Source organism: Sphingomonas sp. 7/4-4, from assembly GCF_027941955.1.
Taxonomy (GTDB): domain Bacteria; phylum Pseudomonadota; class Alphaproteobacteria; order Sphingomonadales; family Sphingomonadaceae; genus Sphingomonas.
Genome location: NZ_CP115960.1, coordinates 2623329 through 2649650 on the forward strand (window position 1 = coordinate 2623329; position 26322 = coordinate 2649650).

Consider the following 26322-nt stretch of genomic DNA (forward strand, 5'->3'; position numbering starts at 1 on the left):
CCTTAGCCTATCCGCCGTATGCGCGCACGAAGAAGACGAGCGTGGTGGCGCCGGTGACCAGCAGCGTCCATGCGCGCACCATGCCGGGCGACAGCTTCTTGCCAATCACTGCACCGAGCCAGCCGCCAAGGATCGAGCCGATCAGCATCGGCAGGCACGCCCACCACCAGACCATCGCGAAGCCGATGAAGATGAACGCCGCGGCGAAATTGGCCACCGCCAGCATCAGGGTGCGGATCGCGAACAGCTCGCGCGGGCGGATATTGGCGAGGAGGCCATAGACCGCCGTGGTGATCAGCCCCACGCCGCCGCCGAAATAGCCGCCATAGATGCCGAGAAACGCCTGCGTGATCAGCAAGGTCGGGCGACCGATCGTGACGCGGGCATGAAGCCAGTCGGCCGCGCTTTTGCCGAACACCATCACCGCGAAGGCGAAGAGGAGCAGCCATGGGATGAGCAGATCGAACACCGCAGTCGGAGTGAGCACGAGCAACAGGCTGCCGACCAGCCCGAACGCAAAGGTGATCGCAGCCAGCAGCCGCACCGACAGACCCGCAACGGGCGCCAGCTCGTCGCGATACGCCCAGGCGCTGGTGCCGGCGCCGGGCAGCAAGGCGACATTTGAGGTGGCATTGGCGATATTGGCGGGAAGCCCGAGTGCGATCAGCGCGGGCAGCGTCGCGAAGGTGCCGCCGCCCGCCAGCGCGTTCATTGCACCGCCAAGCACGCCGGCTCCGGCGGCCAATGCTATCGAGAAGAAGTCCACCGTAAATCCGTTCGCCTTGAGCCTGTCGAAGGGCCGTACTTCTTTTCCGGCGGTGAAAAGAAGAACGGTGCTTCGACAAGCTCAGCACGAACGGGTTAGGGTCATCCGACCTGTTTCCATGCGGGAGAAAAGCGGATGAACGATGTGCTGGCCGATTATGCCGCAGCGGCGACTCCGGAGCTGATCGCCGGCTACGACGCGCTTCCTCCCGAGCAGATCTATGCGGCGGTGCTCGATCTCCTGCCGCGGGGCCCGCCCGGATCGCCGATATCGGCGCGGGGACGGGCCGCGACGCGGCGTGGCTCGCCGAACAGGGGCATCGCGTGCTGGCGGTCGAGCCGGTGCAGGCGTTCCGCGAGGCAGGGATTGCGCTCCATGGCGACCGGATCGAGTGGCTGGACGACCAGCTTCCCGAGCTTTCGAAGCTGCAGCAGCACGGCCCCTTCGATCTGGTGATGCTGTGCGCCGTATGGCACCATCTCGATACCGCCGGCCGCGCGCGCGCCATCCCCGGCCTCGCGCAAGCCACAGCGCCGGGAGGCCAATTGATCCTGTCGCTGCGCCACGACCCGACACCCGACCGCGGCACCTTCCCTGCACCGCCGGAAGAAGCGATCGAACTGGCATCTGCGGCAGGATTCGATCTGACTCGCCGGGCGGAAACGGAGTCGGTGCACCCCGTAAGCCGGGCGAACGGAGTCAGCTGGACCTGGCTCGTCCTGACGAAGGCCGAGCGCCCTTAGCCCAGAGCCGCGAGCTTTTCCTCGGCCTGCCGGTCGAGCTCGGCGCGGCTCTTCTTCTCGGAGGCGGTCTTCAATTGGCCGCAGGCGGCGTCGATATCGCGCCCACGAGGCGTGCGCACCGGCGCCGAATAGCCCGCTTCGAACAGGATGTTCGAGAAGGTGCGGATCCGCTCCGGCGTCGAGCATTCGTACGGCGCGCCCGGCCAAGGGTTGAACGGAATCAAATTCACCTTCGCTGGCAGCTTGTACTTCTTGATCAGCCGGACGAGTTCGTGCGCCTCTGCATCGCTGTCGTTCTTGTCCTTGAGCATGACGTACTCGAAGGTGATCCGCCGGGCATTGTTGGCGCCGGGATAATCGGCACAGGCCTGGAGCAGCTCCTCGATGCCATATTTCCGGTTCAAGGGCACGATCTCGTCGCGGACTTCCTTGGTCACGGCGTGGAGCGACACCGCAAGGTTGACGCCGATCTCCTCGCCCGCGCGCGCCATCATCGGCACCACGCCCGAAGTGCTCAGCGTGATCCGGCGCTTCGACAGCGCAAGGCCGTCGCCGTCCATCACCAGCTTCAATGCATCGCGGACATTCTCGAAATTGTAGAGCGGCTCGCCCATGCCCATCATCACGATGTTGGTGAGCATGCGCCCCTCGGGCTGGCTCGGCCATTCGCCCAACGCGTCGCGCGCGAGCATCACCTGGCCAACAATCTCGGCGGGGTTGAGGTTACGCACCAGCCGCATCGTGCCGGTGTGGCAGAAGCGGCAATTGAGCGTGCAGCCGACCTGCGACGAGACGCACAAAGTTCCCCGATCCGCATCGGGGATGAAGACCATCTCATAGTCCTGTCCGTCATCCGAGCGCAGCAGCCATTTCCGGGTGCCGTCGGTCGAGACCTGCGCCTCGACGACTTCGGGGCGCGAGATCACGAAGCGCTGCTCGAGCCAGGGCTGCATCGCCTTCGAGATGTCGGTCATCAGCGCGAATTCGGTGACGCCGCGATTGTAGATCCAGTGCCACAGCTGCTTGGCGCGGAGCTTGGCCTGTTTCGGCTCGAGCTGCGCGGTCTCCAGCGCCATGCGCAGATCGGCCTTCGAAAGGCCGAGCAAGTCGATGCGGCCGTCCGCGCGCGGCTTGAATTCCCGGGGCACGGGCACGGGATCGATGTGCCCCGGAATGGGCATGAGGGCGGCCGACTCTGTCTGCATGACGGCGCATCTAGTCGATTTCGCGCGCGAATTCCACTCCCGGTGGCGAATCCCGCCGCAAAAGGCTGCTCCATCCCGCTTCTGCCACGCCGCGTCGCGGAGCGGTTGCCCCGGCGGGACCCCGCCGTCCAGCTTGGCGTTGGGGGCGTACCCAATTCGGAGCGTAATATGAAGTTTCGTACCTCGATGATCCTCTCCGCGGCGCTGATCTGCGCGCCGGCGGCGATGGCACAGACTGCCCAGACCTCGCCTGCGCCCGCCGAGCCGGCACCCGCCGCGCCGGCACAGGAAGGCACCACCGGTGCCGGCACCGCCTCTACCGCTACTGCGGTGAGCGATGCCGAAGTGACTCAATTCGCTACCGCGGCGCTCGCCGTCGCCAAGGTCCGCCAGGACGCGACCGTTCCCGATGCGGAAAAGAACGCCAAGATGGTCGAGGCGATCACCGCGACGGGGCTTCCGGCACAGCGCTTCAACGAGATCGCGCAGGCGATGCAATCGGATACGGCGCTGAACAAGAAGATCCAGGACGCCGCAGCGGCACAGCAGCCCGCCGCGGCGGCAGCCCCGACGCCGAAGTAACCGACCAACGGGCGGCGGTGCGATCGCCGCCCGCATCGGCTCAGGCAATGCCTAGCGCGGCAAAGCTGGCCGCCAGCGATTGCGCCAGCGGCGTATGCGGCTCCTCGCCCAGAAAGGCGACGAGTTCGCGATTGTCGGGCCGCACCGGATGCCGCCAATAAGGCCGCATCTCGATCATCTCGCGCATCGTCGGATTGAACGGCGCGATCAGCGGCAATGCCCACCACGGCATGCCGCGCACAGGCAATTTCCTGCCGAGCACTTCCTGAATCGAGCGCGTCAGGCGCGTGCCGTCGGCATCCCAGAGCCCGGCGAAATGGAAGCGCGCAAAGTGCGGCAGCTCAGGCTCGCGATCCAGCAGCCGCGCGAAGGTCTCGGCGATATCGGGCAGATAGGCCCAGGCATGGCCGACGCCCTTGCCGCCCGGATACAGGATCGAGCGCACTCGCCCCGGCTTCACCATCCCCTGCGACAGCCAGCTATTGCCCGGCCGCGGGCCGTAGAAATCGCCGGCGCGCAGGATCAGCGCGCGGACCCCGAAGCTTCGATGCTCCGCTCCATCTCGACGCGGATCCGTCCCTTGCGCGTCGCCGAATCCTGCGGCGAATCCGCCTGCGCCACCGGCGTGGCGACGGGATCGTAATTATAGATCGTGCCCGGCAGCACCAGCCGCGCGTCGTTCGCCCGCGCTGCGGCGATGCTGTTGGCGAGCATCGCCGGCACGAGCCGCGCCCAGTCGCGATAGCCCGGTGGATTGACGGCATGGACGATCGCCGCGACGCCCTGCGCGGCGCCCGATACCGCGGCGGCATCCATCGCATCGCCTTCAATCCATTCGATCACGGCGTCGAGCCCCGGCCGCGTATTGCGCACCAGCCCTCGCACCTTCCAGCCGTGCCGCACCAGCGCACGCGCCGTTTCGCCGCCCACGCCCCCGGTCGCACCGAGCACCAATGCCGTCTTCTCCATGATCGTCTCCATTGCTTGACGGACAGGAGATGGACGCGGAGCAGCTCAAAGAAAATTGCCGGACCTTTGCAGCTCGCCTATACAAATTTGATGAGCTCACTCGAAGCCGGGATCGATTGGGAACGCCAGCGCGCGTTCCTTGCGGTGATGACCGAAGGCAGCCTGTCGGCCGCCGCCCGGCGGATCGGCATCGCGCAGCCGACGGTCCGCCGGCGCATCGAAGAGCTCGAGGCCGAGATCGGCACGCCTTTGTTCACGCGCAGCCCCAGTGGCCTGCTGCCTACGGAGCAAGCGCGCGCACTCGCCGAACATGCCCGCGCGATGGCGCTCGCCGCCGATGCGTTCGGGCGCACCGCCTCTGCCGAAGCCGCCGAGATCGCGGGGCGCGTGCGGATCTCGGCGAGCGACGTGATCGCCATCGAGGTGCTGCCGCCGATCCTCGCACGCCTCGCGGCAAGGCACCCGGCGCTGGTGATCGAGCTCAGCCCCAGCAACCGCAACGAGGACATGCTGCGCCGCGAGGCCGATGTCGCGGTGCGGATGGTCGCTCCGATGCAGGAGGCGCTGGTCGCGCAGCGTATCGGCGCGGTACGGCTCGGGCTCCACGGCCATCCCGACTATCTCGCCGCGGCGGGGACGCCGCACACGCTCGAGGCGGTGCGCGACCATCGGCTGATCGGAGTCGAGCGCGATACGCCGATACTCCGCGCGCTCCAGGCGCAGGGATTTCCGGGGCGCCTTGCCGACTTCGCCTTCCGCAGCGACAGCGATCTCGCCCAGCTCGCCGCGATCCGCGCGGCGCTCGGCATCGGCGTGTGCCAGGTGCCGCTGGCGGCGCGCGACGGGCTGGTACGGCTGGTGCCCGAAGGCTTCGGCTTCGATCTGGAGACCTGGGTCGTCTGTCACGAGGATCTGCGCGGCGTGGCACGGGTGCGCGCAGTGTTCGACGCGCTGGTGACGGGGCTGCGGGAGTATCTCGGTCCGTCCAATCCTCCCCCGCCAGGGGGAGGTGGCATGCGCAGCATGACGGAGGGGAGGAAGCACTTCGCTAAATCAGCGTTTCCTCCCCTCCGTCGCCTTCGGCGACACCTCCCCTGGCGGGGAGGATTGAAACCAGCGCCCGGCGCACCCCAGAGCCGCTGCATCGATCGCAGTCGCGGCGCCCTTCAGCGCATAGGTATCCGCAAATGCAGCGCCGTTGGCCGAAACCGTCTCGACGCTCATGCTGCGACCGTCACGGATCGCCGCCACCACCGCGGCATCGGTGCGCGGATCGGGGCCCCAGGCGTCCATATCGCCCGCGCGCAGCTCGAAGCGACGCTCGCCGATCGCCAGCGTCACCCGGGCGTTGGCCGCCCGCGTACGGCTGAGGCGGATATGAAGCTGGTTGCGCGCGCCTTGCCCCGGCCAGGTCGCGATGCTGGCGAAGGGCTGGCTCCGGCCGCGCTCGACCGGCCTGGCGATCGCGAAGCAGCGCAGCGGCGAAGAGTCGCGAAACGCCCCCAGCTCCCGAAAACCCCCAGCGCATCGCGCGGCTGGAGCAGCAGCAGCGCCAGAGCGAGCGCGATCATGCCGGCGCCGCGCCGCGTCCGGTGCCGAGATGGACGACACGCTCGACACCCTGCTCGATCAGCACGATCGAGCCTTGCGGCAGATCGGGCGCCACCGGCGCGTCGAACTGCGGCATCACGTCGGCGCCGGTCATCACCCCGCGCAGGATGCGGCTCGACATGCCGTGCATGATCACCAGTCGGTCGCCCGGATCCTGGTCGGTATCGGCGAGCCAGCCCGAAACCCGCGTGGCGATCGCATCATACCATTCGCCGCCTTCGGGCGGCCGCGTATAGAGCCCGTGCTCGAGATCGAGGAAGGTCCCGACCTCCTTCTGCAGATCGGCGTAATAGCGCCCGCTCCAGCTCCCCATGCCGATCTCGACGAGGCGATCGTCGGTCTTCGCCTGATGCCAGTCGAGCTCGAGATGCTCGGCGATGATCGCCAGCGTCTGCAGCGCCCGCCCCGCGCTCGACGACCACAGGGTCAGCTTCGGCTTCGCGCCGAGCAATTCGCGCAGCGCCGCACCCATCGCATCGGCCTGGGCGAAACCGGCGCGGGTGAGCGGCGTATGCGGGTGATCGCCCTGCATCCGGCGTGCGATGTTGAACACCGTCTCGCCGTGACGGGCGATGAAATCGCGGCCCTTCCTGGTGCTGACGGGGCAGTTGCTGGCTGGCATGTGTCCTTCCTCAGCGCCTCCCGGCGCCAAAGGCAATGGCGGAATTGCGGCATGCCCCGATTCCGCCTCGTTTCGTTCATGCAACAAACAGGTGGCTTACGGCATCAGCACACCGGCTCCGTCATCGGAGCTCAGTACAGTAAATGGAGTATCTCATGCGTAAGCTTATCCTCGCCGCGCTCGCCGCATCCGCCGCAGCCACTCCCGCCTTCGCGCAGGACGCGACTTTCACCGGCCCGCGCGCCGAAGCGATCGTCGGCTGGGATCATGTCGGCGACGATTCGATCAGCAACGGATCGCGCGACGGCGTCGTCTATGGCGGCCAGCTCGGCTATGACTATCAGGCCGGCAAGGCCGTGTTCGGCGTCGAAGGCGAAGTCACCGGTTCGACCACCAAGGACACCGCCAACGGCGTGCTCGTCGCCGGAGACCGGCTGAAGACCTCGGCCGGCCGCGACCTCTATGTCGGCGCCCGCGCCGGTTTCGTCGTCGGCGAACGCGCGCTGATCTATGCCAAGGGCGGCTACACCAATGCCCGCTTCAACTCCGAATATACCTCCACCACGGGCACGATCGAGGACCATGACACGGTCGGCGGCTTCCGCGTCGGCGCGGGTGCCGAGGTCAAGCTCAACGACAAGGTCTATCTGAAGGGCGAGTACCGCTATTCGAAGTACGATTCGGACAGCACGGGCATCGACGCCAAGCGCCATCAGGTGCTCGGCGGCGTCGGCGTCCGCTTCTAGAAAATATTCCTCCCTCGCTTCAGCGGGGAGGTGGCGTGCGCAGCACGACGGAGGGGCCTGGTCGCGAGCGATGTGCTCGTGGCCAAGCCCCGCCACCCGCTTCATAGTCCCCTCCCCGCTTCGCGAGGGAGGCTTCAGGCGCTTCAACACCCGCCCCGGTGTTGCTCAAATATCACGATTTTTTCTGTTTATCTGAGGTTCATGCAACTGCGGACTCGCATCCCCAGTTAGGGCCCGGCTCGCTCGAACAAGCGGGCCGATTACCCAAGGAGTAGTTATGCGTAAGCTTGTATTCGTCGCCGCCCTCGTCGCTTCGTCGGCACTCGCCGCCCCCGCCTTCGCGCAGGATGCGGCCCCCGGCGGTTTCCGTGTCGGCGTGGTCGGCGGTCTCGATATCGTCCGTCCGGGCGACAGCGAGGATTCGCGCGTCCGTGGCGACGATCAGAGCATCGAGGGTGTCCAGTACGGCGTCGAGGCCGGTTATGACATTCCGGTCGGTGGCGTGGTTCTCGGCCTCGAAGGTGAATTGAGCGGTTCGACGGCCAAGGTCACGACCGACACCAGCGATCCCAATTTCTTCGGCTATGGCCGCGTCAAGGCGGGCCGCGACATCTATGTCGGCGCACGCGTCGGCGTTCCGGTCGGCACGGGCACGTTGCTCTATGCCAAGGGCGGCTACACCAATGCCCGGCTGGACGTGACCGCCGACAACGGCACGACCACGCAGGACGAGAATTTCCAGCTCGATGGCTGGCGTGTCGGTGCGGGCGTCGAGCGGTCGATCGGCCGCAACACCTATGCCAAGGTCGAGTATCGCTACTCGAACTACACCAATGCCGATTTCCAGTTCGCGAACGGCACGGTGACCGACACGTTCAACGTCGACACCGACCGGCATCAGGTGGTGGCGGGCGTCGGCTTCCGCTTCTGAAGCCGTCTTACGCCAATTTTGGTGTGCATGAGAGGGTCGGGGCGCTTGCCCCGGCCCTTTTGGCGTTAGAGATTAAGGTCGAGCCAATCGTCAGCGCCCGGATTCGAGCGCGGCACCGGGGGTTTTGAGTGATGAAGGCGACGATCGAACGCGCAACTCTGTTGAGGGGCCTCAGCCACGTCCAGTCCGTGGTCGAGCGGCGCAACACGATCCCCATTCTGTCCAACGTGCTGATCGAGGCGCAGGCGGGCGGGACGATGCGGCTGATGGCGACCGATCTCGACCTGCAGATCGACGAGACGATCGCCGCCGCGGTCGACCAGCCGGGCGCGATCACCGTCTCGGCGCACACCTTGTTCGACATCGTCCGGAAACTGCCCGAAGGCTCGCAGGTCGAACTCGCCGCCGCCGAGGGCAGAATCACCGTCAACGCCGGCCGCGCCAAGTTCACCCTGGCGACCTTGCCGCGCGACGATTTCCCGATGATCGCCGAGGGCGAACTGCCCACGACGTTCGAGCTGCCGGCCGAGACGCTCAAGCAGATCATCGACAAGACTCGCTTCGCGATCTCGACCGAAGAGACACGCTATTATCTCAACGGCATCTTCCTCCACGTGACCGACGACGCCCAGCCGTTGCTGCGCGCCGCCGCGACCGACGGCCACCGTCTCGCGCGCGTCACCGTGGCGCGCCCCGACGGTGCCGAGGGCATGCCCGACGTGATCGTGCCGCGTAAGTGCATCGCCGAGCTGCGCAAACTGCTCGACGATGTCGATGGTTCGGTCGGCGTGTCGCTGTCGGGCTCGAAGATCCGCTTCGATCTGGGCCAGGCGATCCTCACCTCGAAGCTGATCGACGGCACCTTCCCCGATTACAGCCGCGTCATCCCGACCGCGAACGACAAGATCCTCAAGATCGACCCGAAGAGCTTCATGCAGGGCGTCGATCGCGTCTCGACGATCGCCACCGAGAAAACGCGCGCCGTGAAGATGGCGCTCGATCGCGACAAGATCATCCTCTCGGTCACCAGCCCCGAAAACGGCGCGGCGGCGGAAGAGGTGCCGGGCGAATATGCCGCGATGCCGTTCGAGATCGGCTTCAACAGCCGCTATTTGATGGACATCCTCGCGCAGATCGAAGGCGACCTCGTCGAGGTCCATCTCGCCGACGCCGCGGCACCGACGCTGATTCGCGAGAATGACAGCTCGCCGGCACTGTATGTGCTGATGCCGATGCGGGTCTGAATCGCGACGAATCGAGGCCGGTTATCCACGTATTTCCGCGAGTCGCATCAATACGTAGGATTTTGTTTTCACCCGCGATGCTACAGCGTTGTCATGCACGCACTCGAGGCTTTGGTATCGTTCAATTGGCGTCGCGCACGCGAAGAGCGCGAGCGGGCTGAACGCGCGGCCAATGCGCGCGACCGTGCGCTCCACCTCGAAATGGCGTCGATTTTCGAGCGCCGGGCCGAGGTTCGCCAGCGCCTGCTCCAGTAATTCTCAGCGTGCCTTGAGGGCACTCACATCGGCGCGGGCGCGATCGCGGACCGCGCGAGATCTGCGCATCGGCATGACGCTCGACGATCTTGGCCTCCTTGCGGAGTGCCTCGGCGCGGGTCTCGAGCCGCTCGGCATCGAAGCTGTTGGCGATCTCGGCCTGGCTGGCGATCGTATCGGCCTCGGCACGAATCGCCGCGGCCTCGTTCCCGGACGCGGACTTGATCGCATCGGCCTCGGCCTCGGCCGCCTGCTGGATATTGTCGATCCGGGCCTGCTCGGGAGTCTGCGGGCCGCAACCCGCGAGCAGCAAGCCGATGAATGCGGCGGGCACGATCCAGCTTCGCATCTTTTTCTCCCTGTTCGCCGATCAGGATGGACCGAATTGAACTTTCCGACAATGTTTGCTATTTACACTATTGTCAGTAGTTGAGCAGGCAGATCATGGCGACCCAGGCACCCGAGCCCTTCAATCCCGGCATCCCGATGAAGCGCGAATGGGGCACTGCGCTCTCGGCGCTGCGCCGGCTGCTGTCGAACGGCGACGATACCGAGCAGGTGTTCCGCATCATGCGCGCGCTGAACGGCGACGTTACCCAGAAGAATTACCGCAAGCTGCTCACCGTTCCCGGCGGCGGCAAGCTCGCTTATCACCGGCTCGAGCTGGCCGAGCGGCTGACGGACCGCAGCTGGATCAACGGCTTCGCCGAGGGCACCGTGGGTGCCACCTATCGCGCGTTTCTCGATGCCACCGGCTATTCGGCGAAAGGACTGGCGGAAGTCAGCATGAACGCGATCGGTGCCGACGCGCTGGAGATCGAACATCCGTACGCGTGGATGGGCCGCCGCGAGCGCGACATCCACGATCTCTGGCACGTCCTCACCGGCTACAAGGCCGACGAGCATCTCGGCGAGGCGTGCCTCGTCGCCTTTTCCTACGCGCAGACCGGCGGGCTCGGCTGGGCATTCATCGCCGCCGGCGCCGCGCTCAAGAGCATCCGCATCACCGGCAAGCTCGATTTCCTCCGCGCCGTGATCGAGGGATACCAGCACGGCAAGCAGGCCGGCTGGCTCCACGGCGAGGATTATGAGGCACTGCTCGCCGAGCCGATCGACGTGGCGCGGCGCCGGCTCGATATCGCCGAGCCGCAGGCCTATCGCGTCGCGCAGGCGAGCCTCGCCGAAGCGGGGCTCACCGGGATCTGAGACTCAGGGCTTGGCGGGCGGCTGCGTCGGTTCGCCGAGCGCGGCATCGAATGCCGCCGAGTCGAGCAGTTCCGTGGGACTCGCGAAACGCCCGGCATCGATCTCGTCGCCGTTCACATTTTGCAGCACGATGCTTTCGGGGCCGGCGATGCGCAATACCGCCCCCTTGGCCAATACGGCAGTGATCTGATCGCGGAAGCCCGTATTGTTCTCGAAGGCCGACGCGAACGCATCGAGTGCGCGCACGATGGTCCGATGGAACACGCCGCCGACCGGCACGAGTTGCGCGTCGGTGCTCATCACCATCACCAGCGCGCCGGGGCCCTGCGCCTCCGGCGCGATCTGCCAGTTGCTGCCCTTGCGGCCGGCGACGACCTCGTCCTTTCCCTGCGTCGTGACGAAACGCATCGTCGCACCCGGCCCGTCGGCCGAAGGCCCTTTCGCCGTCTTCGTCTTGAGAAGCGCGAAGAATATGTCGCTGCGCGTTGCGCGCACCTTGCCATTGTGGGTGATCATGATGAATTCGTCGCCGCCGTGGCGGACCAGCGCGAACTTGCCCGGTATCTCGGCACGATAGTCGCCGCTGTCGTCGACCTCGATGGTGAGCTGCGACTTGCCGACCGAATAGGTCGCGGTGACGTCGGCCGCAGCTGGCAGCGGCGCCAGCGCAAGCGCGAATCCAAGAACGAATGCCCGGCGCATCACTTCGCCTTGGGTGCAGGCGTCGGCGCGGGCGCAGGTCCCGATCCCGGCTTCTCCACCGGCGGCGTACCCGATGCGGCGCGGGCGCGGGCGCGTTCGGCGTTGAGCCGCGCCTTGAGCGCCGTCTTGTCGATCACCGCCGGCAGCGCGAAGACCTTGGTGTCGATCGGCGCCTTCTCGATCTTGTCGAGCTTGAGGGCGTCGCCGAAGCGCAGCACCATGCCCTTGTCGAGCATTTCCTCGACGCGCTTCTCGAGATTGCCCTGCCCGCCCTGGACCTGCTGCATGCCCGCGGTGCTGAGGCGCGTCTGCATCGACAGCGCCTTGCCGACATTGGCAAGCGCCGGATCGCCGCTGATCACTGCCTCGATCGTCTCGGTCGGTGGGGCGGCCTTGGCGTCCTTGGCCGGCTTCGCGCGCACGTTCCACACATCGCCTGCGATGCCGGTCACGGTCTCGGTGCCTTTCTTGACGAGCTCATAGTCGCTCTGCGGCCCCAGCCCGCTGGGCTTCATCCCTTCCTCGCGCATCATCTCGCCCATCGCCGCGATGAAATCGCTCACCTTTGCCGCGAACCGGCCCTTGCCGTCGGTCAGCACGAGATATTCGGTTCCGCCGTTGCGGACGAGGACCTGCTGGCCGGCCTCGACCCGCGCATCGCCATTGGCGGCCGCCTGGACGGTGATCGTCCCCACGCCGCCGCCCAGCGTGTAGCGGGCAGTGGTGTCTTCGGGCGCCTTCGAACAGGCGGCAAGGGCTAAAACCGCGAACGCGGCAACGCAGATACGGATCATGATGTCTCCTTTGCGCCTTCATCGGCGAAGCGCTGTCCGGCGGCAAGTGGCTGCGCTAGAGGAACGGTCAAATGGCCGTCACGCGACTTGTCCTCACCGATTTCCGCAACCATCGCGACGCCGTCCTCGTGGCCGGTCCGGGATTCGTCGTGCTCACCGGCGAAAACGGCGCGGGCAAGACCAATGTGCTCGAGGCGCTGTCGCTGCTCGCCCCCGGCCGCGGGCTCCGGCGCGCACCGCTGTCGGAAATGGTGCGGCAGGGTGCCGCCGGCGGTTTCGGCGTGGCGGCGACGCTCGGCGATGTCGAGATCGGCACCGGCACCCAGCCCGACGCCCCCGAGCGGCGGCTGGTGCGGATCAACGGCGCGGGTGCCGCAGCCGCCGTGCTCGCCGAATGGGTGACGATGCTCTGGCTCACACCCGCGATGGACCGGCTGTTCGTCGAGGGGCCGGGCGAACGCCGCCGCTTCCTCGACCGCCTCACCCTCGCCCTCGCCCCTGGCCATGCGCACCACTCGACGCGCTACGAAGCCGCGATGCGCCAGCGCAACCGCCTCCTCGCCGAGGAGGCGCCCGCCGACCCCGAATGGCTGACGGCGCTGGAAGCGCGGATGGCCGAGCACGGTGCCACGATCCACGCCGCCCGGCGCGATGCCGTCACAGCGTTGGCCGAACGGCTGGCGGCGCAGCCCGAGGGCGTCTTCGCCCGGGCGGGCCTCGCGATCGAGGGCTGGGAGGGCGATGCCGAAACGCTCGCCCGCGAATTGCGCGAAGGCCGCCGCCGCGACGCCGCCGCCGGGCGCACGCTCGCCGGCCCGCACCGCACCGACCTGCTCGTCACCCATCTCGGCAAGTCCCAGCCCGCGCATCTCTGCTCGACCGGCGAGCAGAAGGCGCTGCTGCTCGGCCTCGTCCTCGCCCATGCCGAACTGGTCGCCGACCGCGTCGGCCGCGCGCCGATCCTCCTCCTCGACGAAGTCGCCGCGCACCTCGATCCGGGCAGGCGGGCGGCATTGTTCGAACGCCTCGCCGGCCGCGGCCAGGTCTGGATGACCGGCACCGAAGCCACCTTGTTCGATGCCGTGCCGGTCGACGCGACGCGCTATGTCGTGGCCCACGGAACGATCGACCTCAGCTAGCGGCGATGGCGCTCGAACCTGTGTGGAGAAAATGATGACGGATCCGCCAAAGGCCTGGGATGCAGAACTGGTCGGCAAATGGCTCGAGCGCCGGTTGGCAGCCGCGCGACACGATCAGGCGGCGGCGGACCGGCGCGGCTACGAAGCCCAGGACGATTACGACAAGGCGGCGGCCGAGGAATGGGTTTGCCGCGCGCTGCAGTCGCCCGACTGCACCGGGGACCAGGTCGCGCTCGCCCGCCGCATCAAGGAACTGATCGGTCAGGACGACTATCGGGCGACGGGCATCTACGACGACATACGGTTCGAACGCCATGTTCGCGGCCACCTCAGGAAACTGGCGAAGATGACCAAGGCGAATGAGGGCTTCGAGAAGACGCTGCGCTATCAGTGAGCGGGGTGGAGGGCTTCTTCCTGGACCGGAGCGAGTGGCAGCTAACGCCCCAATCTCGGACGTTCAGGTCTGATTCCCCGCTTCCCAGAACCGGACGTTGGTTCATGTCCCGAGCTTCGGCCTCGTCTGGGCCGGTAGCGGACTGGCAGCTTTTGGGGAGATAGACGGTCAAGCTGACATAGGTGAACTGCGAGACGGTCGCGGCATTGTTCACTGCCGCAACTTTGCACGCCGTCATCCGTTTATACTTTTACGCGACCACGCCCAAGGGTGTCGATCCACGCCCGCTCTGACCCTCGCGACTTCCCGGCCACTGGCTTTCGCTCCGCGAGCCTCCGGTTTTCCGAAGGCTGATTATGTCTGCCGACAAACATAGCCCTGAAGACGTAGCGCTCAGCCTGACCTTGGCTATAGTCACGTCCTCGCCCACGCCGCTGTTGCTGTTGGACGGTCAACTCACCGTCATCGCGGCGAGCGCGTCATTCTGCTCGGTTTTCGAAGTCAGCGCGGCGCAGTTGACGGGCCAACAGCTCTACGCCCTGGATGACGGCAAATGGGACAGTCCCCAACTGCAATCCTTGATCACCGCAACGATGTCGGGTGACGGGGCGCCCGACTCCCGCGATATAGACCTCCAACGGTCGCGGCTGCCCGTTCGGCACCTGATCGTCCAGGCCAAGCGGTTGGTCTACCTCGATCTTGAACAGACGCGCATTCTCGTGGCCGTGTCGGATGTCACGGATGCGCAGGCCGACGCAACATTGAAGGAAGAAGCGGCCCGCGGAAATCGTATCCTGCTGCAAGAGGTTCGCCACCGGGTCGCCAATAGTTTACAGATCATCGCCAGCGTATTGCTGCGCAATGCGCGAACGACCACGTCGGAAGAGACACGCGGCCATCTCCAGGACGCCCATCATCGGGTGATGTCCGTGGCGGCCCTCGAACGATTGCTGTCCACTTCCGAAGACGGCGACATCGAAGTGCATGCCTATTTCACCCGGCTTTGCGAAAGTATCTCGGCTTCGATGATTGGCGAAGTCGATCCGATCTCCTTGATTGTTGAAGGTGGAGACGGCGTGGTCGAAGCAAGGGTGTCGGTGAGCCTGGGCTTGATCGTGACCGAGCTGGTGATCAACGCGCTGAAGCATGCCTTTCCCGATGGAAGGCCGGGAAAGATCACGGTCGACTATAATTTCCACGGGCCGAACTGGATCCTGTGCGTGCGCGACGACGGGGTCGGCATGCCGCTGACTGGGCCTGCGCGAACCGGTCTGGGCACCAGCATCGTCGCGGCGCTGGCCGGACAGTTGAATGCTTCGGTCGAAGCAACACCGAAGCACCCGGGGACCCAAGTTTCCATCAAGCATACCCAGATCGCTCTGGTCGAGGATGCGCCGGATTTCGAAAGCGAGCCGCACACGGCGGCACGCCCGGCGAGCAGCGCGATCGGCAGCTGACAAATAGAGGAATTGATCATGACCGCACCGCAAGATCGAAAGCCAACCCAGACTCTGATGATTGTCGAGGACGAAGCGCTGGTAGCGACGCTTCTCCGGGATGAACTGCGGGAGGCGGGATACAAGGTCCTCGACCTGACGGACCGTCATGCCGAGGCGCTGGAAGTCGCCAAAGCTGAAAAACCGCATCTGGCGTTGGTCAATATCCGGCTCGCCGGGGGTGACGATGGCATCCAACTCTCAGAGCATCTGAAGGCTCTGGATATTCCGGTCCTGCTCATCAGCGGACAGGTCAGCCGGGCCAGTTCGGCAAAGACCGTAGCGATAGGCTCGATGCCCAAGCCCTATGACGCTGCGGAGATGGTGCTCGCCGTGACCTATCTCCTCGCGCGCCTGAGAGGCGACGCTTCGCTGCCAAGGCCGGACCAACTCGAAGTATTTGACGAAGAGGGCTTTGATCTCGCGCCGGCCGCCTAGCGCGGCGCCTGTGGTCTGAGAAGGGTGTGGGCCGGCCCGGTCAGGCCTACTACGCAACTCTCCGCAGGTAGGGCAATAATCGCAAAAGGCGGCTTTTGGAAAGTTGCTTCGCGACACTGAACGACCGGGATCGGGCGCGTAGCTGCCGTTGCGCTCCAGCTGAATGAACGGCCGGAATCGTCGGATTGCCGCCCGAAAGCAGCCAGGTTGCCATCCAACAATAGCCACCCGCCTCCGTCCACCGAATCCGCTGGAAATGTAGGATTTGTTCTGCTTTCGTTCACTCATGAGCGAACCACAGAACCCCCGCGCCACCGCCCCTCGATCGGCCTTGTCGCTTGACTCGCAAACACGCAAACGCGTCAAGCAAGACTCCCCGGTCCGACCGCCACATCCGGCAAGACCCGCGGAAATCCGCCATTTTCCGAGCCAACCAAAAGGTTGGATCCCGCCGGCGCGGCCGTGCTTGCCAACCTTATGGTTGGCTATCGGCTTGACGCGACGTTCCGCGCGCTCGCCGATCCCACGCGCCGCGCCCTGCTCGCACGGCTTGCCGGGGGCGAGAAGCGCGTGACCGAGCTCATCCGCGGCTTCGCGATGAGCGAGACCGCCGCCGCCAAGCATCTCGCATTGCTCGAAGCCGCCGGGCTGGTCCGCCGGCGCCGCGACGGCCGCCACAGCTTCTGCACGCTCGCCGCCGATCCGCTGACCGAGGCGGCGTTGTGGCTGCGTCGCTGGCAGCGGTTCGAGAGCAAGCGCGCCGCCGGGCTTCGCCGGCTGTTCGATGTCCCGCAAGGCGCCGAATGACGCCCGCCGCCGTCCACCTTGCTTCTCCTGAAGCCCCTCCCCTTCAGGGGAGGGGTTGGGGGTGGGGCCTGGCCGTCTCACCGAGACTTTCGCTTGGGGCACTGCCCCACCCCAACCCCTCCCCTGAAGGGGAGGGGCTACTTCCACCCATTTTGCTTCCGTTTCGCAGGGAGCGACCCTATATGCTCGGCATGGCAAATACCGACGATCAGACTCCCGAAAACCTCCCCAACGCAAATGCCTACGGCGCAGACTCGATCAAGGTCCTCAAGGGCCTCGACGCAGTGCGCAAGCGCCCCGGCATGTATATCGGCGACACCGACGACGGCTCGGGCCTTCACCACATGGTGTTCGAGGTTTCGGACAATGCGATCGACGAGGCGCTCGCCGGGCATTGCGACAAGATCATCATCCAGCTGAACGCCGACGGATCGGTCTCGGTCGAGGATAACGGCCGCGGCATCCCGACCGGCATCCACTCGGAAGAAGGCGTCTCGGCAGCCGAAGTCATCATGACCCAGCTCCACGCCGGCGGGAAGTTCGAGAACACGTCGGACGACAATGCCTATAAGGTGTCGGGCGGCCTGCACGGTGTCGGCGTCTCGGTGGTCAACGCGCTTTCCGAATGGCTCGATCTCAACATCTGGCGCGACGGCGAGGAGCATTACATGCGCTTCGCGTTCGGGGATGCGGTCGCCCCGCTCAAGGTCCTCGGCCCCGCGCCGGAAGGCAAGAAGGGGACGCGCGTCACGTTCCTCGCGAGCCCCGCGACCTTCAAGATCACCGAATATGATTTCGAGAAGCTCGAGCATCGCTATCGCGAGCTCGCCTTCCTCAACTCGGGCGTCCGCCTGTTCCTGCGCGACGCGCGGCACGAGGAAGTGAAAGAAGTCGAGCTCTATTACGAGGGCGGCATTGCCGCGTTCGTGAAGTATCTCGATCGCAACAAGATCCCGCTGATGCCCGATCCGGTGGCGATTGCCGGCACCCGCGACGACGTGACGATCGACGTCGCGCTCGAGTGGAACGACTCTTATTACGAGAACGTCCTCTGCTTCACCAACAACATCCCGCAGCGTGACGGCGGTACCCACCTCGCCGCGTTCCGCGCCGCGCTGACCCGCACGCTCAACAACTATGCCGACAAGTCGGGCATGCTGAAGAAGGAGAAGGTCACCCTCACCGGCGACGACATGCGTGAGGGGCTAACCGCGATCGTCTCGGTCAAACTGCCCGATCCCAAGTTCAGCTCGCAGACCAAGGATAAATTGGTCTCGTCCGAAGTCCGCCAGCCGCTCGAAAGCCTGATGGCCGACAAGCTCGTCGAATGGCTCGAGGAGAACCCCGCCCATGCCCGTTCGATCATCGGCAAGGTGATCGACGCCGCCGCCGCGCGCGAAGCCGCCAAGAAGGCGCGCGAGCTCACCCGGCGCAAGGGCGTAATGGACATCGCGTCGCTGCCCGGCAAGCTCGCCGACTGCCAGGAGCGCGATCCCGCCAAGTCCGAACTCTTCCTCGTCGAGGGTGACTCGGCCGGCGGATCGGCCAAGCAGGGCCGCGACCGCCATTTCCAGGCGATCCTTCCGCTGCGCGGCAAGATCCTCAACGTCGAGCGCGCGCGCTTCGACCGGATGCTGGGCAGCCGCGAGATCGGTACGCTCATCCAGGCGATGGGCACCGGCATCGGCCGCGACGACTTCAACGTCGAGAAGCTCCGCTACCACAAGATCGTCATCATGACCGACGCAGACGTCGACGGCGCGCACATCCGCACGCTGCTGCTGACCTTCTTCTACCGCCAGATGCCCGAGATCATCACCAACGGGCACCTCTACATCGCCCAGCCGCCGCTCTACAAAGCGAGCAAGGGCCGCAGCGAAGTCTATCTCAAGGACGATTCGGCGCTCGATCAATATCTGGTCGATGCCGGCGTCGGCGGGAACGTGCTCGAAGGCCCCGGCGGCGCACGCAGCGGCGAGGATCTGCGCAGCCTCGTCGAGCATGCCCGCCGGATGCGCACGCTCATGCGCTATGTCCCGCGGCGCTACGATCCGATGATCATCGAGGCGCTGGCGCTCGGCAACGGGCTCGATCCCGCCGCGACCCGCGAGCAGCGTGCCGCGAGCCTCACCAGTGTCGTCACCCGGCTCGACGCCGCCGATGCCGAGGCGCGCTGGTCGGCGCGCGTGACCGAGGATGGCGGCTATCATTTCGAGCGGCGCTGGCGCGGCGTGACCGATCACCACATCGTCGAGGCGGCGTTCCTCGTCTCGGCCGAAGCGCGCAAGCTCCATTCGCTCGCCACCGAACAGGCCGAGAGCTATCTGCTGCCGTCGAAGCTGGTGCCGTCCAAGGCGATCCCCGCCACCGAGATCGAGGCCGCGGCCGCGCTCGAGGGCGAAGAGGGCGAGGAGCCGGTGACGGTCGCCAAGGGCGAGGCTCTGGTGTCCCGCCCGAGCCAGCTGCTCGACGCGATCCTCGCCGCGGGCCGCAAGGGCCTGTCGATCCAGCGCTACAAGGGTCTCGGCGAGATGAACGCCGAGCAGCTCTGGGAGACCACGCTCGATCCGCAGAACCGCTCGATGCTGGTGGTGCAGGTCGATCAGGCCGATGTCGCCGACGCGATCTTCACCCAATTGATGGGCGACGTGGTCGAACCGCGCCGCGAGTTCATCCAGGAAAATGCGCTGAGCGTCGCGAACCTCGACGTCTGAGGACTTGGTGTGAGTAGACCCAAATACGGCGTATCTGGCCTTACTCACGCAGTAGATGGAGATGGCCATAATTGAACGGGAACGGCCTGCAGGCACTCAGCAGGCTGTTGGCGTGTTCCTGTCAGTGACTCCCGTGTCGCCGTGTGAGCACGGTGAGCGCCTTTACGCCCCCGGTGACGCGTCACAGCTGCTCCGTTCTCGTAGCATGCCTCTTCCAACAGCAGGGCGACCGATCCAGAGCGCGACGCCCATCGAACCCGTTGCCAAGGCAAAGGTCGTGAGTGCCAGGGCAAGGGGCCCCGTTCGATCGCAAGGCCGCCTGCAAGGGCACCGATCGCGATGCCAATATTGGCGGCGGAGATGTTGAGGGCTCCTGCAAAGCCCGGCGCCTCCGGTGCCACCGCCATCACGCGCACCTGGCAGAAGACGAAGCCCGCCGAATGCGCCAGTCCCCAGAGCAGGATCACCAGGCCGATGGCGAAGGCGTCCGGCCGGGCAATCAACGACAGCCACGCCGTCACGGCGACGACGGCCAGCGCCACGCCATGGGTAGCCGTCAATGCCCGTCGGGCCAGCAGGCCGGCGAGCCAATTGCCGACAAGTCCCGCGCCGCCGAAGCCGAGCAGCGCGACAGTGACTGCATCGGGATCGAGCCCGGCGCGTTTTAGCAACAATGCGATGTAACTATAGCCCGAGAACATCGCCGCGAAGATCAAGGCCGAGAGCAGAAGATGTGCCGGCATCGGGGCGCGGCCGAGCAGTCGCCACGAAATGCCGCGATCGTCGCTGGGCTCGCGTTCCGAGAGCAGGAGGCACGCTGCAGCCGCAATCAGAGCGAATGCGCCAAGCGCCGCCAGCGGCACTTCCCAGCCGAGCCGTGCAGCGGCAAATGCCCCGGCCGGCGGCGCCAGCGTGCCACCAATTGTCACGCCGACATACAGCAGGGCGATGCCCGCTCCCGCGCCTCGCCCCATTGCAAGCTGGGCGCCGGCCAGGCTCATGAACAGCGGCAGGGCGGCGCCTTGCAGCACGCGCAGGACGACCGCCACCGCGAAGCTCGGGAACGGGAAAAGCAACAGGCTCGCCGCGAACGGCACAAGCGCGGCCGCCAGTATCGGCGCCGGGCGAAGACGTGCGGTCATCGCGACCAGCACCGGGCCGAGCAGCGCCGAGGCGAGCGCGAACACCGTTACGAGAGAGCCGGCCTGGGCAGGCGAAAGCGCGAGTTCGTCCGTCATCGCCGGTGCCACCCCGATGACGACGAACTCCGCCGCGACCACGACCGCCGCACCGAAGCCCAGCAGCGTGGCCGCCCCCGCCCTCATGCGTTGGCGCCGCTATCGACGAGGATCGAGGTGCCCGTCACGGCCCCTGCCTCGGGCGCGGCGAGATAGGCCACTGCGGCGGCGATATCGTCGGGCGTTCCGAAGCGCTTGAGCGCGGTACGGGCAACCTGACCAGCGGCGTGAGCTCCGTCCGCGGGGTTCATGTCGGTGTCGGTCGATCCGGGATGGATGGTATTCACGGTGATGCCGCGCGGCGCCAGATCGCGCGCCAGCGCTTGGGTCATCATCGCGAGACCTGCCTTGCTGGCCGAATAAGCAGCGAGACCCGCATCCGGCGCCTGGATCGCGAGATTGCTGCCGATCGCGATGATCCGGCCGCCCTCCCCCATATGCGGCAATACCGCGCGGACCGCGACGAACGCCGCGCGCAGGTTCACCGCGATGGTCGCATCGAAATCCTCGAGCGTGAGCGAGTCCACCGGTGCGGCGATGAAGATACCGGCATTGTTGACGAGGATGTCGATGCCGCCAAAAGCGCGCGCGGCTGTTTCGACCGCCGCTTCGATCGCCCCTGCGTCGCGATTATCCGCTTTGATCGCCAACGCCCTGCGGCCCTGGCGCTCGAGTTCACCCACTATCCGGGCGGCCGCGTCGGCCGATGCGGCGTAGGTAATGGCCACATCCGCGCCTTCGGCCGCGAGCCGGCGTGCGATGGCGGCGCCGATACCCCGGCTTCCGCCGGTTACCAATGCGCGCTTGCCAGTCAGTCTCGTCATTGCCTTTCTCCATATCTGTAGTGATTGATACAGATATGGTAGACTTGGCGGATCCGTCAATATGAATATATAATGATCGCTACAGAAAGGAGGATATATGGTGGAGCGTGGACGGCGGCGCGGGTTCGATCGCGCGGAAGCGCTCGGGCAAGCGATGCGGCTGTTCTGGCGCAAGACCTATGAGGGCACCTCGCTCGCCGATTTGACCGAGGTGATGGGCATCAATCCGCCGAGCCTCTATGCCGCCTTCGGGAGCAAGGAGGAGCTGTTCCGGGAGGCGGTGGCGCTCTATGCCGAGCATCAGGGTGTCGAAATCTGGCGCGCGCTGGAGGAAGCTCCGACGGCACGCGAAGCAGTCGAATCTTTCCTGCTGGTGACCGCCCATGCCTATTCGGAGCCGGACGATCCGCCCGGCTGCCTCATCGTGCTCGGGGCACAGCATGGCCTCGACGAGGACAACGCCGCGCGTCGCGAGCTTAGGACCCGGCGCCGCAACAATCTCACTCAGATCGCCGACCGCTTTGCGCGCGCGGTGCTTGAAGGCGAATTGCCGCCGGCATTCCCGGTCGAGGATGCCGCGGCATTTTATCTCAGTGTCCAGAGCGGCATGTCGGTGCTCGCGCGCGATGGTGCCGATCGCGCCACACTGGAAGCTGTAGCGCGGGGGCGATGCTCGGTTGGGATCGCTGGTGCGTCGACGGAGCGTCTCACTGAGACGTCGCAGCGGTCGACGAATGTCTGCCGAAAAGCTGTTCGTCGAGCGGGAGTGAGCTGACGCGAGCCTGAAGCGGCCCTTTCAAGTCAGTTCGTGGTGCCTGACAGGCGGCCGCCGGTCGTCCGACGAAGCGATACCCGCCACGTTGATCCGGCGCCCAACTCCAACCCCAGCATGATGCCAATTGCAGACGAGACCCGATCCAGCCTTGCTATGTTGGATTTCAAATGTTCCTGAAATGTTCTCGGCAACGCGGTTGCGGAGATAATGATAATAGGAGCACCAGATATGTATACCATCAGGGCCGAAGCCTCCGGCGCCTTTTTCGACGGTGTGACCGACGATACGGACGCGCTCAAGCGGGCAATCTCCGCTGCCGGCGCGGTCTACAACGGCGTCCTCGAATTGCCCGCCGGCATTGCCATCATCAGCGGCACGCTCGATCTTCGGGGGCAATACATCACCATCCGCGGGGCAGGCTATGCCAAGACGAAGCTGCTCGCCAGGGGTGCGCTGACCATCATGCTCGACGCGGGCGACGGTTGGGACGATCAAGAAGGCACCAGCGATGTCATCTATTCGCCGCTTGTGCTCGACGGATTTACGATCGACGGCAACAACAGTATAGTCGCTCCGGTCGGCACTGCGGAGACTGGCGTCCGCATCAGTCATCGCCACAACAGCGTTTTTTCCAATCTCGTCGTCCAGAATTGTGCGACGGGCGTGCTCGAGCGCGATACTTGGCTCTCGCGTCGCTATAACTGTCGCTCCGAATCGTGCGGGGTTGGTTGGCACCTGCTGGGATCGAATCATGCCAGCATCTTCGAGGGTTGCAGCTTCAACGGCGCGAGCCACACCCACCTGCTGATCGACAGCCAAGGCACGGCGATCGACGGCAATCAGGCGCTCACCTTTCAGACGTGCGATGTCGAGTTCAGCCGCGCCGGGAGCACTGCGCGGGGCGTTGTCATCGCCGAAGGGGCGCTCGCCCGGTTCGAGGGCTGCTATCTCGGTGAAAACGTCACAGGCCCGATCCTGACCAACAGCGGGCACACCCAAATCGAGGGGGCGTAATCTACTTTGGCAACCAGCCGGCCAGCAAAGGCATCACCTGTCTGGAGGGGCGCGTCGTCGTCAACGGGAGCGGCCTTTACGGCAATGACACGGCCGGTGCAGCGAGCTTTGGCACGCTGGTAGCGGGCAATGCCGTTTCAGATAAGAACCGCGGCCGCGTCAAGTTTTACTGACGTCCGCAGCCAATTTCCCATCGCTTCCGAGAACGCGATCGAGGGCGATCCGCTCGACTATGGCCCGGCCGCACATGTCTTTGCGCCGCGTCTCGGTCGAATGTACCAGCCGTTCTTCTTCAATGCGACCGGCACGTCCAGTCTGGGTACCGACGCCACCGCGAACTCGCTCACCGTTGCTTGTACCAGCTCGTCGGCGACCAATCGGTCATCGGAATGTCGGCTCCCCTGACGGGTACCGACTGGCGCCGTGGCGAGCCCTTCTATCTGGTCGTGGTCTACGAGGCGACGCAGGATGTGGTTGTGCGCTTGTCCGCCGGGGCGGGTGGCACATTGCCACTCGCGCCGTTGGCCGTTCTGCCTGCGACTGCGACCGCCAAAACCTATGTCCGGGTCGATATCGATGCGACCGACGAAGCCGTCAGCGTCATCGAGTTGTTCGTACAGCTCGCCCCCGATGCGGATGAAGCAGGCCAGAGCCTGACGCTGCACGAGCTATTCCTCGCCGACAGTTCAGTCGTAGGCCATCACGCTCAAAGTTCGAGCGCCTCGAGCGCGGGTGCCGTCGCGAACCTTCTGAAGTGCTGACGGCCGCACGCGTCCAATCGACTGCGGTCTCGGTGGAATACCCGGCGCCGTTGTGAAGTTGGCGGCCGGTGGGACGGGAAGCTCTCGTTCTGCCGGCCCCCAATCAATAAGATTACGCGTCCTTTACGATCATGCCACTCGGCGTCCAGCGCAACTGCGCCAACAATTGTCAGCGAACGACGAGAATCAGGATTGGAGACCGGCAGCTGCAGGGAGCCCAAGGCGTGATAGCCGTTACACGGTGGCGGGTGCGGGCCACCAGCGAATGCCTCAGCCTGGGACCGCGCGAAAGCGGATCGCCGTACCGCCGCCGGGTTGCAACGCCAGATCGAGCACATCCTTGCTGGTAACGCTGCGCCTTTCGATGCGCAGGGCCTGCGGATTGGTGCGGTAGTCCGCACCCGGTGCGTCGGCATAGATCTGCGCCTCATAGCTCTTGCCTGGCGCCAGGAAATCAAGCGGCAGGTGCAGCGTGCGCGCGTTCTCGTCGGTGATGGCGCCGAGATACCAGTCCGCGCCGCCGCGCTGCTGGCGCGCCACGACGACGAAGTCGCCGATCTCGGACTGCAATGTGCGCGACTGCTCCCAGTCGGTGGGCACATCCTTGATGAACTGGAAGGCTTCGGGGCGCGCCTCGTAATTCTCGGGCAGGTCCGCCGCCATCTGCACCGGCGAATAGAGCACCACATATTCGGCCAGCTGCGTCGCGAGCGTCGACTGGACCCGGCGGGTCAGCTCGGTCTGGCCATGGGCGAGATCGAAGATGCCGGGAGTGAAGTCCATCGGCCCCGCGAGCATCCGCGTGAACGGGAGGATGGTGAGGTGCTCGGGCGGGTTGGTCGGCACGCCCCAGGCATTGAACTCCTGCCCACGCGCGCCTTCGCGGCTGACCATGTTGGGCCAGGTGCGCCTGAGCCCGGTATCCTTGACCGGCTCGTGCGCGTCGATCGCGATATGGTGCTTCGCCGCGACCTCGGCGACGCGGAGATGGTGGCGGACCATATATTGGCCGGCGAACCATTGCTTGCCGCCTGCCGCATCCACGATCTCGCCGCTGTGGCGGACATAGCCGGTCTTGACCAGGCCGACGCCGAGCCTAGCGTACATGGCCATCGCGTCTTCCAGCTGCGCCTCGTAATTCTCGACTGCGCCGGCGGTCTCGTGGTGGCCGATCAGCCGCACGCCCTTTTCGCGCGCATAAGCCGCGAGCGCCGGCGCGTCGAAATCGGGATAAGCGTGCGTGAAGCTGAACTTCTCGCCATTGGCGATCCAGTCGCCGTCCCAGCCCTGGTTCCAGCCTTCGACCAGCACGCCATCGAAGCCGTTCTTCGCGGCGAAATCCACGTAACGCTTGACGTTGGCGGTATTGGCGCCGTGACGCCAGCCGCTGCCCCAGGTCGAGTGGTTGAGGTGCATCTCCCACCAGATCCCGACATATTTCCCGGGCTTGAACCATGAGACGTCGCCCAGTTTGTTGGGCGCGTTGAGATTGAGCTCGATCCGACTATCCGCGAGGGCGGCGGGGGAATCGCCGATCAGCACAGTGCGCCACGGTGTGGTGAACGGTCCGGTCTTGTCGGCCGCGCTCCCGTCGGGCGCAGGCATCAGCGACGCGGTGAGCGTTCCCGTGCCGTTGCCGGCGAGCAGCATACTGGGGAAATCGATCAGCGCGGCTTCGTGGAAGGCGAGATAGACGCCATTGTCGCCCTTGAGCGTGAGCGGCGTTTCGGCCAGCGTGATCCGGCGCGCATCGGTCTGGGTATAGAGATATTCGTCGCGTTCCTGGCCGAGCGCCTGATACCACCACGCCTGATTGCGGCCGATCGGGCGAAACTGGGTATTATCGGCGGTTACCTTGACCCGCTGTCCGGCGGGGATCGCGCCATAGCCGTAGCGCAGCCCGATGCCGTCGTCGAACAGACGGAAGGTGACGTCCACCGCACGGCTGAGCGGCGTGTCGCCTGCCAGCGTGACGATCAGTTCGTCGTGGCGGTCGCGGATCACCCGTTGCTCGCCCCAGGGCTGCTCCCAGCTGGTATCCACCGAGCTGCGCCGCGGATCGAGGAGCGCAGTGAAACGCGCGGCAGGCTCGCCCCGGAAGCTCAGGCCCAGCGCGCCCGGCGCGAGCACCGGCACGCCGCGGCGACTGACTTCGTACACCGCCTTGCCTTCGCGTACCTCGACGCACAGCTCGATCACCTTGCCCGGCGACTGCGCGCACTCGCGCGCCTCGGCCGCGGCGATGCCCTGCGCGAGGACGGCGAGCGAGACGAAGGCACGGCGAACATGCATGGTGAAATCCTTTGCTGAGCCCTGAAAAATACGCGCCGCCGCAGGGGTTTTTGC

27 protein-coding genes and 1 pseudogene are annotated in these 26322 nt (G+C 65.8%); 18 read left to right on the forward strand and 10 right to left on the reverse strand.

Annotation, left to right across the window (positions count from 1 at the left end; all coding sequences use genetic code 11):
* Positions 1–7 precede the first annotated feature (7 nt).
* The gene (locus PIB19_RS13210; protein ID WP_271237740.1) at positions 8–766 is read right to left on the reverse strand and encodes a sulfite exporter TauE/SafE family protein; all 759 of its coding nucleotides are present in this window, start codon (positions 764–766) and stop codon (positions 8–10) included.
* A 269-nt stretch (positions 767–1035) separates the two neighbouring features.
* On the opposite strand from PIB19_RS13210, the gene PIB19_RS13215 reads away from it, so the two are divergent.
* Positions 1036–1509: a class I SAM-dependent methyltransferase gene (locus PIB19_RS13215; RefSeq protein ID WP_271240983.1), complete on the forward strand. Its 474-nt coding sequence runs from the start codon at positions 1036–1038 to the stop codon at positions 1507–1509.
* Here the strand turns inward: PIB19_RS13215 and rlmN are convergent.
* Positions 1506–2690, reverse strand: a complete 1185-nt coding sequence (rlmN, locus tag PIB19_RS13220; RefSeq protein ID WP_271237741.1) for a 23S rRNA (adenine(2503)-C(2))-methyltransferase RlmN — start codon at positions 2688–2690, stop codon at positions 1506–1508. The genes PIB19_RS13215 and rlmN overlap by 4 nt on opposite strands.
* A gap of 192 nt (positions 2691–2882) precedes the next feature.
* On the opposite strand from rlmN, the gene PIB19_RS13225 reads away from it, so the two are divergent.
* On the forward strand, positions 2883–3296 hold the full coding sequence (locus PIB19_RS13225) for a DUF4168 domain-containing protein (protein ID WP_271237742.1): 414 nt from the start codon (positions 2883–2885) through the stop codon (positions 3294–3296).
* Between the two features lie 40 nt (positions 3297–3336).
* Here the strand turns inward: PIB19_RS13225 and PIB19_RS13230 are convergent, their stop codons facing one another.
* Positions 3337–3741 carry a hypothetical protein gene (locus tag PIB19_RS13230; RefSeq protein WP_271237743.1) on the reverse strand — a complete coding sequence of 135 codons (405 nt, stop codon included), beginning with the start codon at positions 3739–3741 and terminating at the stop codon, positions 3337–3339.
* 77 nt (positions 3742–3818) lie between these two features.
* Positions 3819–4277 (reverse strand): NAD(P)H-binding protein, encoded by a 459-nt coding sequence (locus tag PIB19_RS13235; RefSeq protein WP_271237744.1) that lies wholly within the window; start codon positions 4275–4277, stop codon positions 3819–3821.
* 135 nt (positions 4278–4412) lie between these two features.
* Here PIB19_RS13235 and PIB19_RS13240 point away from each other — a divergent pair.
* Positions 4413–5165, forward strand: a pseudogene (locus PIB19_RS13240) (LysR family transcriptional regulator); the annotation flags it as partial.
* Positions 5166–5832: 667 nt separating this feature from the next.
* Here PIB19_RS13240 and PIB19_RS13250 read toward each other — a convergent pair.
* Positions 5833–6498, reverse strand: coding sequence for a histidine phosphatase family protein (locus tag PIB19_RS13250; RefSeq protein WP_271237745.1), 666 nt, complete (start codon positions 6496–6498; stop codon positions 5833–5835).
* A 155-nt stretch (positions 6499–6653) separates the two neighbouring features.
* On the opposite strand from PIB19_RS13250, the gene PIB19_RS13255 reads away from it, so the two are divergent.
* The 6 genes from PIB19_RS13255 to PIB19_RS13280 all read left to right on the forward strand — a co-directional run bounded on the left by PIB19_RS13255 (position 6654) and on the right by PIB19_RS13280 (position 10880).
* Positions 6654–7244 carry an outer membrane protein gene (locus PIB19_RS13255; RefSeq protein WP_271237746.1) on the forward strand — a complete coding sequence of 197 codons (591 nt, stop codon included), beginning with the start codon at positions 6654–6656 and terminating at the stop codon, positions 7242–7244.
* A 277-nt stretch (positions 7245–7521) separates the two neighbouring features.
* Positions 7522–8175: an outer membrane protein gene (locus PIB19_RS13260; protein WP_271237747.1), complete on the forward strand. Its 654-nt coding sequence runs from the start codon at positions 7522–7524 to the stop codon at positions 8173–8175.
* A gap of 131 nt (positions 8176–8306) precedes the next feature.
* Complete coding sequence (gene dnaN / locus PIB19_RS13265) at positions 8307–9419, forward strand: DNA polymerase III subunit beta (protein ID WP_271237748.1); 1113 nt, start codon at positions 8307–8309, stop codon at positions 9417–9419.
* A gap of 93 nt (positions 9420–9512) precedes the next feature.
* Positions 9513–9674, forward strand: coding sequence for a hypothetical protein (locus PIB19_RS13270; RefSeq protein WP_271237749.1), 162 nt, complete (start codon positions 9513–9515; stop codon positions 9672–9674).
* A gap of 73 nt (positions 9675–9747) precedes the next feature.
* The gene (locus PIB19_RS13275) at positions 9748–10107 is read left to right on the forward strand and encodes a hypothetical protein (protein WP_271237750.1); all 360 of its coding nucleotides are present in this window, start codon (positions 9748–9750) and stop codon (positions 10105–10107) included.
* 11 nt (positions 10108–10118) lie between these two features.
* Positions 10119–10880 carry a Coq4 family protein gene (locus PIB19_RS13280; RefSeq protein ID WP_271237751.1) on the forward strand — a complete coding sequence of 254 codons (762 nt, stop codon included), beginning with the start codon at positions 10119–10121 and terminating at the stop codon, positions 10878–10880.
* 3 nt (positions 10881–10883) lie between these two features.
* Here the strand turns inward: PIB19_RS13280 and PIB19_RS13285 are convergent, their stop codons facing one another.
* Both PIB19_RS13285 and PIB19_RS13290 read right to left on the reverse strand, forming a co-directional pair.
* Positions 10884–11582 carry a hypothetical protein gene (locus tag PIB19_RS13285; RefSeq protein WP_271237752.1) on the reverse strand — a complete coding sequence of 233 codons (699 nt, stop codon included), beginning with the start codon at positions 11580–11582 and terminating at the stop codon, positions 10884–10886.
* Complete coding sequence (locus PIB19_RS13290; RefSeq protein ID WP_271237753.1) at positions 11582–12376, reverse strand: hypothetical protein; 795 nt, start codon at positions 12374–12376, stop codon at positions 11582–11584. Before PIB19_RS13290 ends, PIB19_RS13285 begins: the two co-directional genes overlap by 1 nt.
* A 71-nt stretch (positions 12377–12447) precedes the next feature.
* Between PIB19_RS13290 and recF the strand changes: the two genes are divergently transcribed.
* The 6 genes from recF to gyrB all read left to right on the forward strand — a co-directional run bounded on the left by recF (position 12448) and on the right by gyrB (position 19364).
* Positions 12448–13515 (forward strand): DNA replication/repair protein RecF, encoded by a 1068-nt coding sequence (gene recF, locus PIB19_RS13295; RefSeq protein ID WP_271237754.1) that lies wholly within the window; start codon positions 12448–12450, stop codon positions 13513–13515.
* 34 nt (positions 13516–13549) lie between these two features.
* On the forward strand, positions 13550–13909 hold the full coding sequence (locus tag PIB19_RS13300) for a hypothetical protein (protein ID WP_271237755.1): 360 nt from the start codon (positions 13550–13552) through the stop codon (positions 13907–13909).
* Positions 13910–14265: 356 nt separating this feature from the next.
* Positions 14266–15366 (forward strand): sensor histidine kinase, encoded by a 1101-nt coding sequence (locus tag PIB19_RS13305; protein ID WP_271237756.1) that lies wholly within the window; start codon positions 14266–14268, stop codon positions 15364–15366.
* Between the two features lie 18 nt (positions 15367–15384).
* Positions 15385–15843 carry a response regulator gene (locus PIB19_RS13310; RefSeq protein ID WP_271237757.1) on the forward strand — a complete coding sequence of 153 codons (459 nt, stop codon included), beginning with the start codon at positions 15385–15387 and terminating at the stop codon, positions 15841–15843.
* A 462-nt stretch (positions 15844–16305) separates the two neighbouring features.
* A complete protein-coding gene (locus tag PIB19_RS13315; RefSeq protein ID WP_271237758.1) occupies positions 16306–16650 on the forward strand; it encodes an ArsR/SmtB family transcription factor in 345 nt (114 codons plus the stop codon).
* A gap of 191 nt (positions 16651–16841) precedes the next feature.
* Positions 16842–19364, forward strand: coding sequence for a DNA topoisomerase (ATP-hydrolyzing) subunit B (gene gyrB / locus PIB19_RS13320; RefSeq protein ID WP_443018612.1), 2523 nt, complete (start codon positions 16842–16844; stop codon positions 19362–19364).
* A gap of 44 nt (positions 19365–19408) precedes the next feature.
* Here gyrB and PIB19_RS13325 read toward each other — a convergent pair whose 3' ends face one another.
* Positions 19409–20689 (reverse strand): MFS transporter, encoded by a 1281-nt coding sequence (locus PIB19_RS13325; protein ID WP_271237760.1) that lies wholly within the window; start codon positions 20687–20689, stop codon positions 19409–19411.
* Positions 20686–21426: an SDR family NAD(P)-dependent oxidoreductase gene (locus PIB19_RS13330; protein WP_271237761.1), complete on the reverse strand. Its 741-nt coding sequence runs from the start codon at positions 21424–21426 to the stop codon at positions 20686–20688. Before PIB19_RS13330 ends, PIB19_RS13325 begins: the two co-directional genes overlap by 4 nt.
* A 154-nt stretch (positions 21427–21580) precedes the next feature.
* Between PIB19_RS13330 and PIB19_RS13335 the strand changes: the two genes are divergently transcribed.
* The 3 genes from PIB19_RS13335 to PIB19_RS13345 all read left to right on the forward strand — a co-directional run bounded on the left by PIB19_RS13335 (position 21581) and on the right by PIB19_RS13345 (position 23976).
* Complete coding sequence (locus PIB19_RS13335) at positions 21581–22201, forward strand: TetR/AcrR family transcriptional regulator (protein ID WP_271237762.1); 621 nt, start codon at positions 21581–21583, stop codon at positions 22199–22201.
* A gap of 228 nt (positions 22202–22429) precedes the next feature.
* On the forward strand, positions 22430–23215 hold the full coding sequence (locus tag PIB19_RS13340) for a right-handed parallel beta-helix repeat-containing protein (protein ID WP_271237763.1): 786 nt from the start codon (positions 22430–22432) through the stop codon (positions 23213–23215).
* 353 nt (positions 23216–23568) lie between these two features.
* Positions 23569–23976: a hypothetical protein gene (locus tag PIB19_RS13345; RefSeq protein WP_271237764.1), complete on the forward strand. Its 408-nt coding sequence runs from the start codon at positions 23569–23571 to the stop codon at positions 23974–23976.
* Between the two features lie 270 nt (positions 23977–24246).
* Here PIB19_RS13345 and PIB19_RS13350 read toward each other — a convergent pair whose 3' ends face one another.
* A complete protein-coding gene (locus PIB19_RS13350; RefSeq protein ID WP_271237765.1) occupies positions 24247–26268 on the reverse strand; it encodes a glycoside hydrolase family 97 protein in 2022 nt (673 codons plus the stop codon).
* Positions 26269–26322 lie beyond the last annotated feature (54 nt).

What these genes read in the sequence shown, in the direction of transcription:
- rlmN (WP_271237741.1), bottom strand. Translation starts at nt 2,690, where the DNA reads ATGCCCATTCCGGGGCACATCGATCCCGTGCCCGTGCCCCGGGAATTC.
- PIB19_RS13225 (WP_271237742.1), top strand. Translation starts at nt 2,883, where the DNA reads ATGAAGTTTCGTACCTCGATGATCCTCTCCGCGGCGCTGATCTGCGCG.
- PIB19_RS13235 (WP_271237744.1), bottom strand. Translation starts at nt 4,277, where the DNA reads ATGGAGACGATCATGGAGAAGACGGCATTGGTGCTCGGTGCGACCGGG.
- PIB19_RS13250 (WP_271237745.1), bottom strand. Translation starts at nt 6,498, where the DNA reads ATGCCAGCCAGCAACTGCCCCGTCAGCACCAGGAAGGGCCGCGATTTC.
- PIB19_RS13255 (WP_271237746.1), top strand. Translation starts at nt 6,654, where the DNA reads ATGCGTAAGCTTATCCTCGCCGCGCTCGCCGCATCCGCCGCAGCCACT.
- PIB19_RS13260 (WP_271237747.1), top strand. Translation starts at nt 7,522, where the DNA reads ATGCGTAAGCTTGTATTCGTCGCCGCCCTCGTCGCTTCGTCGGCACTC.
- dnaN (WP_271237748.1), top strand. Translation starts at nt 8,307, where the DNA reads ATGAAGGCGACGATCGAACGCGCAACTCTGTTGAGGGGCCTCAGCCAC.
- PIB19_RS13270 (WP_271237749.1), top strand. Translation starts at nt 9,513, where the DNA reads ATGCACGCACTCGAGGCTTTGGTATCGTTCAATTGGCGTCGCGCACGC.
- PIB19_RS13275 (WP_271237750.1), top strand. Translation starts at nt 9,748, where the DNA reads ATGACGCTCGACGATCTTGGCCTCCTTGCGGAGTGCCTCGGCGCGGGT.
- PIB19_RS13280 (WP_271237751.1), top strand. Translation starts at nt 10,119, where the DNA reads ATGGCGACCCAGGCACCCGAGCCCTTCAATCCCGGCATCCCGATGAAG.
- PIB19_RS13285 (WP_271237752.1), bottom strand. Translation starts at nt 11,582, where the DNA reads ATGCGCCGGGCATTCGTTCTTGGATTCGCGCTTGCGCTGGCGCCGCTG.
- PIB19_RS13290 (WP_271237753.1), bottom strand. Translation starts at nt 12,376, where the DNA reads ATGATCCGTATCTGCGTTGCCGCGTTCGCGGTTTTAGCCCTTGCCGCC.
- recF (WP_271237754.1), top strand. Translation starts at nt 12,448, where the DNA reads ATGGCCGTCACGCGACTTGTCCTCACCGATTTCCGCAACCATCGCGAC.
- PIB19_RS13300 (WP_271237755.1), top strand. Translation starts at nt 13,550, where the DNA reads ATGACGGATCCGCCAAAGGCCTGGGATGCAGAACTGGTCGGCAAATGG.
- PIB19_RS13305 (WP_271237756.1), top strand. Translation starts at nt 14,266, where the DNA reads ATGTCTGCCGACAAACATAGCCCTGAAGACGTAGCGCTCAGCCTGACC.
- PIB19_RS13310 (WP_271237757.1), top strand. Translation starts at nt 15,385, where the DNA reads ATGACCGCACCGCAAGATCGAAAGCCAACCCAGACTCTGATGATTGTC.
- gyrB (WP_443018612.1), top strand. Translation starts at nt 16,842, where the DNA reads ATGGCAAATACCGACGATCAGACTCCCGAAAACCTCCCCAACGCAAAT.
- PIB19_RS13325 (WP_271237760.1), bottom strand. Translation starts at nt 20,689, where the DNA reads ATGAGGGCGGGGGCGGCCACGCTGCTGGGCTTCGGTGCGGCGGTCGTG.
- PIB19_RS13330 (WP_271237761.1), bottom strand. Translation starts at nt 21,426, where the DNA reads ATGACGAGACTGACTGGCAAGCGCGCATTGGTAACCGGCGGAAGCCGG.
- PIB19_RS13335 (WP_271237762.1), top strand. Translation starts at nt 21,581, where the DNA reads ATGCGGCTGTTCTGGCGCAAGACCTATGAGGGCACCTCGCTCGCCGAT.
- PIB19_RS13340 (WP_271237763.1), top strand. Translation starts at nt 22,430, where the DNA reads ATGTATACCATCAGGGCCGAAGCCTCCGGCGCCTTTTTCGACGGTGTG.
- PIB19_RS13350 (WP_271237765.1), bottom strand. Translation starts at nt 26,268, where the DNA reads ATGCATGTTCGCCGTGCCTTCGTCTCGCTCGCCGTCCTCGCGCAGGGC.